The organism is Chryseobacterium sp. HMWF035, assembly GCF_003094695.1.
GTDB classification, from domain to species: domain Bacteria; phylum Bacteroidota; class Bacteroidia; order Flavobacteriales; family Weeksellaceae; genus Chryseobacterium; species Chryseobacterium gambrini.
The window spans coordinates 231,372-238,002 of the sequence record NZ_QEHP01000113.1; the positions used below are offsets into that span (position 1 = coordinate 231,372).

The following is a 6,631-nucleotide window of genomic DNA, read 5'->3' on the forward strand; positions in this document are numbered from 1 at the left end:
TTTGATCTTATCTTAAATTTCACATTGAGCGGAGAAAATAATTTCTAATATCCATATTTGCTAAATTTGGATATAATTTATAACTTCGAAGAAAGAATTTATTATGAATGTCAGTTTCACAAAAAAGCAGGAAGAATATATTTCAAAGCAAATAGAATCCGGTGATTTTCAGAATGCCAGTGAAGTTGTGCGTGATGCATTGCGGCTTCATGAAGTTTATCGGCTCCGTGTAATTCAGGATTTAAAAGCTGAAATAGAAAAAGGTTGGAATGATGTTGAAAGCTCTCGTTCTGTAAAGGATATTATTCAGGCTAAAAAGAATACAATCAGTAATGTCTAAGAAAACCTATATCTTATCGGAAATTGCGGATAAAGATCTGGAAGATATTTTTGATTATACTTTGAATGAATTTGGATTTAATCAAGCAGAAACATATCTTTTGGAAATTGAAGAAATTTTTCAAAATTTATTTTTAAATCCACACTTAGGCAAAAAGCGAGATGAAATAAAAAAAGGTTTATATAGCTTTCCAAAAGACAATCACGTTATTTTTTACAGGATTTTAGATCATCATATCAGAATTGTGAGGGTTTTGCACGGAAGCAGAGATATTCCGAAATTTTTCCTGTAGCAAAATATTATAAATAATGAAATAACATCAACATAATAACACAAGATTACAAACTCTAAAACACTAAAACACTCCCTTCCAACTCAGATGACTACCCTACTCTACGACGGCAGTTTCGACGGACTTTTAACCGCTGTATTCGAAGTTTTCGAGTATAAATATAAAAATGTGGAAATTGTAAGCAGGGAAAGATTTCATCAGGAAAATATCTTTGCGGAAATTCATGAGGTTATTACTCAAAATGATAAATCTGAAAGGGTTTTAAACAAATTAGAACAGAATATTGAAAAAGCAGGAATTCACGAACTGTTAAAAGTTTTCTTATCTGAAGATCCTGAACTGGAACAGCTTATTTTGTCTGCCGTAAAGCAATCCGTAAAACATCCCGATGAAAATATCCTGAAAAATTATGCAGACAGTGACATTCTGAAGATTTCTAAAATCTGTAAATCCGTCAGTCGGGAAAGACACAGAATGATGGCTTTTGTCCGTTTTGAAAAAATGCAGGACGGTGTTTTCTTCGCTAAAATAGATCCTGATTTCAATGTACTGCCTTTAATCCGGAAACATTTTAAAGACCGTTATCAGGATCAGAAATGGATGATTTATGATTTGAGAAGAAATTACGGAATTCTATATGATCTTGAAACCTGCGACTTTTTTTATCCCGATGAAAAAATAGATCTGAACCGCTATCAGCAGAAGTTTCACGATGAAGAAAAAAATTATCAGACGCTTTGGCAAAGGTATTTCACAAAAACCAATATTGTGGAGAGAAAAAATATGAAGCTTCATATTCAGCACGTTCCGAGAAAATACTGGAAATATCTTACAGAAAAATTTTGATTTTAAGTAAGCATCAGGAATTAAACTTAATCTATTTATTTTAAAATCAATCATTTAAAACTTAAAAACATATTGTTAATTGTTTTTAAGCACTTATTTTCTACAGTTAAAGAGGGTACAAAATTAACAAACCATAAGAACTAGCAATACTTCGCTAAAACTTTTAACTCACTCATAATTAAACGCATAAGAAACTGATTTAAAATTCATAAATCATTAATTATCAAACATTTAAATTATACAGGAATTTTATTTTAATCTTTTTTAGCGAAGTATTGAACTATTTAATCAGTTTATAATTTACCGCTTCCGAATTTTCAAAAAATATTTTCACAAAGTAAATCCCGGGAACAAATGATGAAACATTTTCGGTATGCATTTTAGCTCTTATATTTCTTTTATTAACAAGCAAATTTCCCGAGGATGAATAGATCTCTATTCCAGAAATAAAATCGTTGCTCTCTATTCTGAAAAACTCGGATGCAGGGTTAGGAAAAACCCTGAACCTTTTTTTGCTCAGCTCATTCGTTGAAAGCTGTGCAACAGTAATGACTTTAGCCTTTGTAAACAGACAATTTCCGCTGTTAGCAGAAAGGGAAACGGTATAATTTCCAGGAGTTGTGTACTGGTGAACAGGATTCGCCTGTGTAGATGTTGTTCCGTCTCCAAAGTTCCATGAAAAATTATTTAGGTTAACCGACTGATTCTGAAAATTGACGGTAAGACCTGATGTGGTATAGCTGAAATTCGAAAAAAAGTTAAACCCAGAGAGATTCCAGTCACTAAGATGGTTAAGAACAACCTCATCAGCAATACCCTGAAAATTCTCTGCATTAGCTTGCAAAACACCTGCCCAATAAGGACTTTGAAATACATTTTCCTGATAGATTGACGCGTACATAACCGAGGCGACCAAATAACTCCCATTCAAATTAGGGTGTACATCGCCATAGGAAAGATGCAGCAGTAAATCTTGTTGGGTCTGGTAATATTTTTTCGCTGCTTCTCCTGCCGGTATCATTGGAATTTGCATAAGGTTAGACAATTTAGTAATCGAATCTTTAATCTTTTTTTGAGTAAGAAAATATGTTGGATAATCATTCGCTGATATGATTCCGTTACTAATTTCATATAAAAAAACCTGTGCACACGGACTGTATTTTTTGATGGAGTCTTTTAGCCTGTTTCCTCTTTGTGCAGTTATGCTTACAGGATAAGAAGCCCCTACCGATTCTGATGTTCCGGGTTGCATAACCACTTTATCAAAAATATTGTTTTTAATAATGTCATATAAAGTATTATTATTAACATGATCGACAAATCCCGTCCCTCCAGGTGTATGCTGTAGGGTCTGAACCAGCTTTCCTTTTGACTGTGCAATACCTGCAAAAATTTGTGGCATATCATTATAATAAGTCATGCTGTTTCCGATAAACAATACTTTTTCCGTATTATTCTGAGAAAAAACACTCATGCAAAAACTCAATAAAAAAAACAGCAGAAATTTTCTCATTTTTAATAAATTTAATGTTTAAAAAATAAATACATTTATCCAAAAATAAATATAATATTTTTAACCCGGTAGCTTTTAACGATATAAGTTAAGAAGCAGGAATTAAATCCCATCTATTAGTCTTAAAATCAACTATTTAAAATTAAAAAAACTGTTTTTGGTTAAAATTTACAATACATTGATTATAAGATTCTTATAACTATTTAAAATTAATCGTATCCTTATTACACAATACTTCGCTAAAAAATCTTAACCCACTCATAATCAAATAGATACGGAATCGATTTAAAATTCACAAAATATTGATTATCAATAATTTATATTTTGAAAAAATCTATTTTTATACTTTTTAGCGAAGTATTGTTTATACTATTACTATCAGATGCTTATATTTTTCACCAGACAACAATGAATTTAAAAAATATATAACTAATGCGAATTAGGGGTTGGGAATTGTTATTGAAAATCAACATCTTACAAAGATGGAAATTCAGAAATTATTTTCATTGGATTTTTAAATTATTGAAAATCAAATGAATTGAAAAACCAACCCTCAATTGGCATAACTACTTAATGCGAATTAAGAAGGCAGCAAGAATAGGCTTCATTTATTAGCTTTAAAATCAAATATTTAAAACTCAAAAATATAGCATTAATTATTTTCAAATACTTATATACAAAACTCTTCTTAAGTTACTATGATTATCTGAACTTGTTTTTGTAAATTTGTGTTCGAAATTTTTTACTAGATGAAAGAGAGTGCTGTAAAAAAAATTGCTGTTCTTACTTCAGGAGGAGATTCTCCGGGTATGAATGCAGCCTTAAGGGCGGTAGTAAGAACCGCAAATTATTATAAAATAGAATGTTACGGAGTAAGAGAAGGTTATAATGGCTTAATCCACGATGATTTCCTTAAAATGGGACCTCGTTCCGTAAAAAATATAATCAATCAGGGCGGAACGATTCTGAAATCTGCCAGATCCCAGGAATTTAGAACCAAAGAAGGTCGTCAAAAAGCCTACGACAATTGTGTAAAATATGGCATTGACGGTTTGGTTTGTATTGGTGGAGACGGAACTTTCACAGGAGCGAAAATCTTCAATGAAGAGTTCGGCATCCGTGTAATCGGTGTTCCGGGAACGATTGATAATGATATTTTCGGGACAGATAACACCATTGGTTATGATACTGCTCTGAATACCGCAATGGAAGCGATTGATAAAATCCGTGATACCGCAACTTCTCACAACAGGGTTTTCTTTGTGGAAGTAATGGGTCGTGATGCAGGTTTTATCGCTTTGAACAGCGGATTGGCAACCGGTGCTCTGGATATTTTGATTCCCGAGAAAAAAGACAGCGTATCTGATTTGTTTTCTAATTTCAGAAAGGCGGAAAAAACGGGAAAAGCTTCCAGTATTGTTGTTGTGGCTGAAGGAGAAAAATTAGCGAATGTATACGAATTAGCGGAAAAAACAAAAAAAGAATTCCCTGATTATGATATTCGTGTGGCTGTTTTGGGACATATGCAGAGAGGAGGTTCTCCAAGCTGTGCAGACAGAGTGTTAGCAAGCAGACTGGGCTTTGGAGCCGTAACAGGATTAATGGAAGGGCAAACCAACGTAATGGCAGGAATGCGTTCTAATGATTTGGTATACACTCCGATTGAAGAAGCCATTAAAAAACACAACGAAATCAATAAAGATCTTTTACTGATTTCAGAAATTTTAGCAATCTAATATTTTAATATAATTTAAAACAAACTATTATGTCAACAATTAAAGTAGGTATCAACGGGTTTGGTAGAATTGGACGTCTTGTTTTCAGAGCAATGACTGAAAGAGATAACATCGAAGTAGTAGGAATTAACGACCTTATCGATGCTACATACATGGCTTATATGCTTAAATATGATTCTGTACACGGAATTTTTCCGGGTGAGGTTTCTGTAGAAGGTAATGACCTTGTGGTAAACGGAAAAAGAATCAGAGTAACCGCTGAGAAAGATCCAAGCAATTTGAAATGGAACGAAGTAGGTGCAGATTACGTTGTAGAATCTACAGGTTTATTTTTAGATAAAGACAGTGCTGCAAAACACATTGCTGCAGGTGCAAAGAAAGTAATTCTTTCTGCTCCTTCTAAAGATGATACGCCAATGTTTGTAATGGGGGTAAACCACACAGAACTTACAGACGATATCAAAATCTTATCAAACGCTTCTTGTACAACCAACTGTCTGGCTCCATTAGCAAAAGTGATCCACGATAACTTCGGAATCGTAGAAGGTTTAATGACTACGGTACACGCTACAACGGCTACTCAGAAAACTGTTGACGGTCCTTCAATGAAAGACTGGAGAGGTGGTAGAGCTGCTTTAAACAACATCATTCCTTCTTCTACAGGTGCTGCAAAAGCGGTAGGAAAAGTAATCCCTTCTTTGAACGGAAAATTAACAGGGATGTCTTTCAGAGTACCAACTGTTGACGTTTCTGTAGTAGATTTAACCGTAAGATTAGAAAAAGCTACTTCTTACGATGAAATCTGTGCTGCTATTAAAGCTGCTTCTGAAGGTGAATTGAAAGGTATTCTTGGATACACTGAAGATGCTGTAGTTTCTCAGGATTTCGTAGGAGATAAGAGAACTTCAATCTTCGATAAAGATGCAGGAATTATGCTTTCTCCAAACTTCGTAAAACTTGTTTCTTGGTATGACAACGAAATGGGGTATTCTAACAAGTTAGTAGATATGCTGATCCACGCTGCTTCTTTATCTAACTAATAAAGTATCAGCTTAAAATATGAAAACCTTCCGGATCGGAAGGTTTTTTTTGTTTAATTAAATTTTAAAAAATTATACCCAAAACCTAACCCAAGCCAAGGAATTCCATTAAAATTCCAATTATTTCTATTACTTGTAGGTAAATCAAAACCCAAGGCAATCATTAATGTGAAATCATTATAATGATAGCCTAATGAACTTCCTAATGAGATTGCAGCTATGCTTCCTTCGACTTTACCATTCTTAGATAAAGAAGTGTTCTTTTCATCTAATTCAATTTTAGAAATTCCAAACAATCCATTTACAGAAAAACTTGATTTATATTCTCTAGCTTTTTCTTCATAAGGAAATTTCACAAATCTTGACTTACCAAATTTATATCCCACATTTATCATTGCATTTAAACCTGACTCAACATTTCCTAGTTTACTATCCATATACCATTTTATTGGGAATGTAATTGCTCCCATTTGAATTGATGAATATGGAAAACTATAATTTACTCTATCCTTCATTTTAATGTAAACATCATATTCGCTAAAAAAATCATTTTTATCCCTCTCTACTTTGTCTTTATCTAGATCTTCTTTAAAAATCCAAGGATAAATCATAATTTTATTATTTACAATTTTTAAATTCGCAAAGATTTGACCTTTGAATTGTAAAAAAAATTCTTTGTCCTTTAAATCTATAAACTTCTTTTCAATAGATTTCTTTTTTATAGTATCCTTTTCTAAAGAAATGACCTCTCCCATTCTATTAAAAATAATGTTTTTATTTATAATTGAATCTGTTTCTTTCCTTAAAGAGATATAAACAGTACTATCTAAAACCACTTTATTTTTTTCTTTATAAGATCTATGA

7 protein-coding genes are annotated in these 6,631 nt (G+C 32.6%); 5 read left to right on the top strand and 2 right to left on the bottom strand.

Annotated elements, in window-relative coordinates; translation table 11 throughout:
- The first annotated feature begins 103 nt into the window (after positions 1-103).
- The 3 genes from DD829_RS17345 (at position 104) to DD829_RS17355 (ending at position 1,478) form a co-directional block, all read left to right on the top strand.
- A complete protein-coding gene (locus DD829_RS17345; RefSeq protein WP_108408966.1) occupies positions 104-340 on the top strand; it encodes a type II toxin-antitoxin system ParD family antitoxin in 237 nt (78 codons plus the stop codon).
- Positions 333-632: a type II toxin-antitoxin system RelE/ParE family toxin gene (locus DD829_RS17350; protein ID WP_108408967.1), complete on the top strand. Its 300-nt coding sequence runs from the start codon at positions 333-335 to the stop codon at positions 630-632. The genes DD829_RS17345 and DD829_RS17350 overlap by 8 nt, the downstream gene beginning before the upstream one ends.
- A gap of 87 nt (positions 633-719) precedes the next feature.
- Positions 720-1,478 (top strand): TIGR03915 family putative DNA repair protein, encoded by a 759-nt coding sequence (locus tag DD829_RS17355; RefSeq protein WP_116547976.1) that lies wholly within the window; start codon positions 720-722, stop codon positions 1,476-1,478.
- Positions 1,479-1,758: 280 nt separating this feature from the next.
- On the opposite strand, the gene DD829_RS17360 is transcribed toward DD829_RS17355, so the two are convergent.
- Positions 1,759-2,991, bottom strand: coding sequence for a PKD domain-containing protein (locus DD829_RS17360; RefSeq protein WP_108410977.1), 1,233 nt, complete (start codon positions 2,989-2,991; stop codon positions 1,759-1,761).
- A 749-nt stretch (positions 2,992-3,740) separates the two neighbouring features.
- Here DD829_RS17360 and pfkA point away from each other — a divergent pair.
- Together pfkA and gap are read left to right on the top strand one after the other, a co-directional pair.
- A complete protein-coding gene (gene pfkA / locus DD829_RS17365; RefSeq protein WP_108411165.1) occupies positions 3,741-4,727 on the top strand; it encodes a 6-phosphofructokinase in 987 nt (328 codons plus the stop codon).
- A 29-nt stretch (positions 4,728-4,756) separates the two neighbouring features.
- Complete coding sequence (gap, locus tag DD829_RS17370) at positions 4,757-5,767, top strand: type I glyceraldehyde-3-phosphate dehydrogenase (protein ID WP_108411166.1); 1,011 nt, start codon at positions 4,757-4,759, stop codon at positions 5,765-5,767.
- 53 nt (positions 5,768-5,820) lie between these two features.
- On the opposite strand, the gene DD829_RS23765 is transcribed toward gap, so the two are convergent.
- On the bottom strand, positions 5,821-6,631 hold an 811-nt coding region (locus DD829_RS23765), incomplete at its 5' end, for a hypothetical protein (protein WP_165814878.1).

What these genes read in the sequence shown, in the direction of transcription:
- DD829_RS17345 (WP_108408966.1), top strand. Translation starts at nt 104, where the DNA reads ATGAATGTCAGTTTCACAAAAAAGCAGGAAGAATATATTTCAAAGCAA.
- DD829_RS17350 (WP_108408967.1), top strand. Translation starts at nt 333, where the DNA reads ATGTCTAAGAAAACCTATATCTTATCGGAAATTGCGGATAAAGATCTG.
- DD829_RS17355 (WP_116547976.1), top strand. Translation starts at nt 720, where the DNA reads ATGACTACCCTACTCTACGACGGCAGTTTCGACGGACTTTTAACCGCT.
- DD829_RS17360 (WP_108410977.1), bottom strand. Translation starts at nt 2,991, where the DNA reads ATGAGAAAATTTCTGCTGTTTTTTTTATTGAGTTTTTGCATGAGTGTT.
- pfkA (WP_108411165.1), top strand. Translation starts at nt 3,741, where the DNA reads ATGAAAGAGAGTGCTGTAAAAAAAATTGCTGTTCTTACTTCAGGAGGA.
- gap (WP_108411166.1), top strand. Translation starts at nt 4,757, where the DNA reads ATGTCAACAATTAAAGTAGGTATCAACGGGTTTGGTAGAATTGGACGT.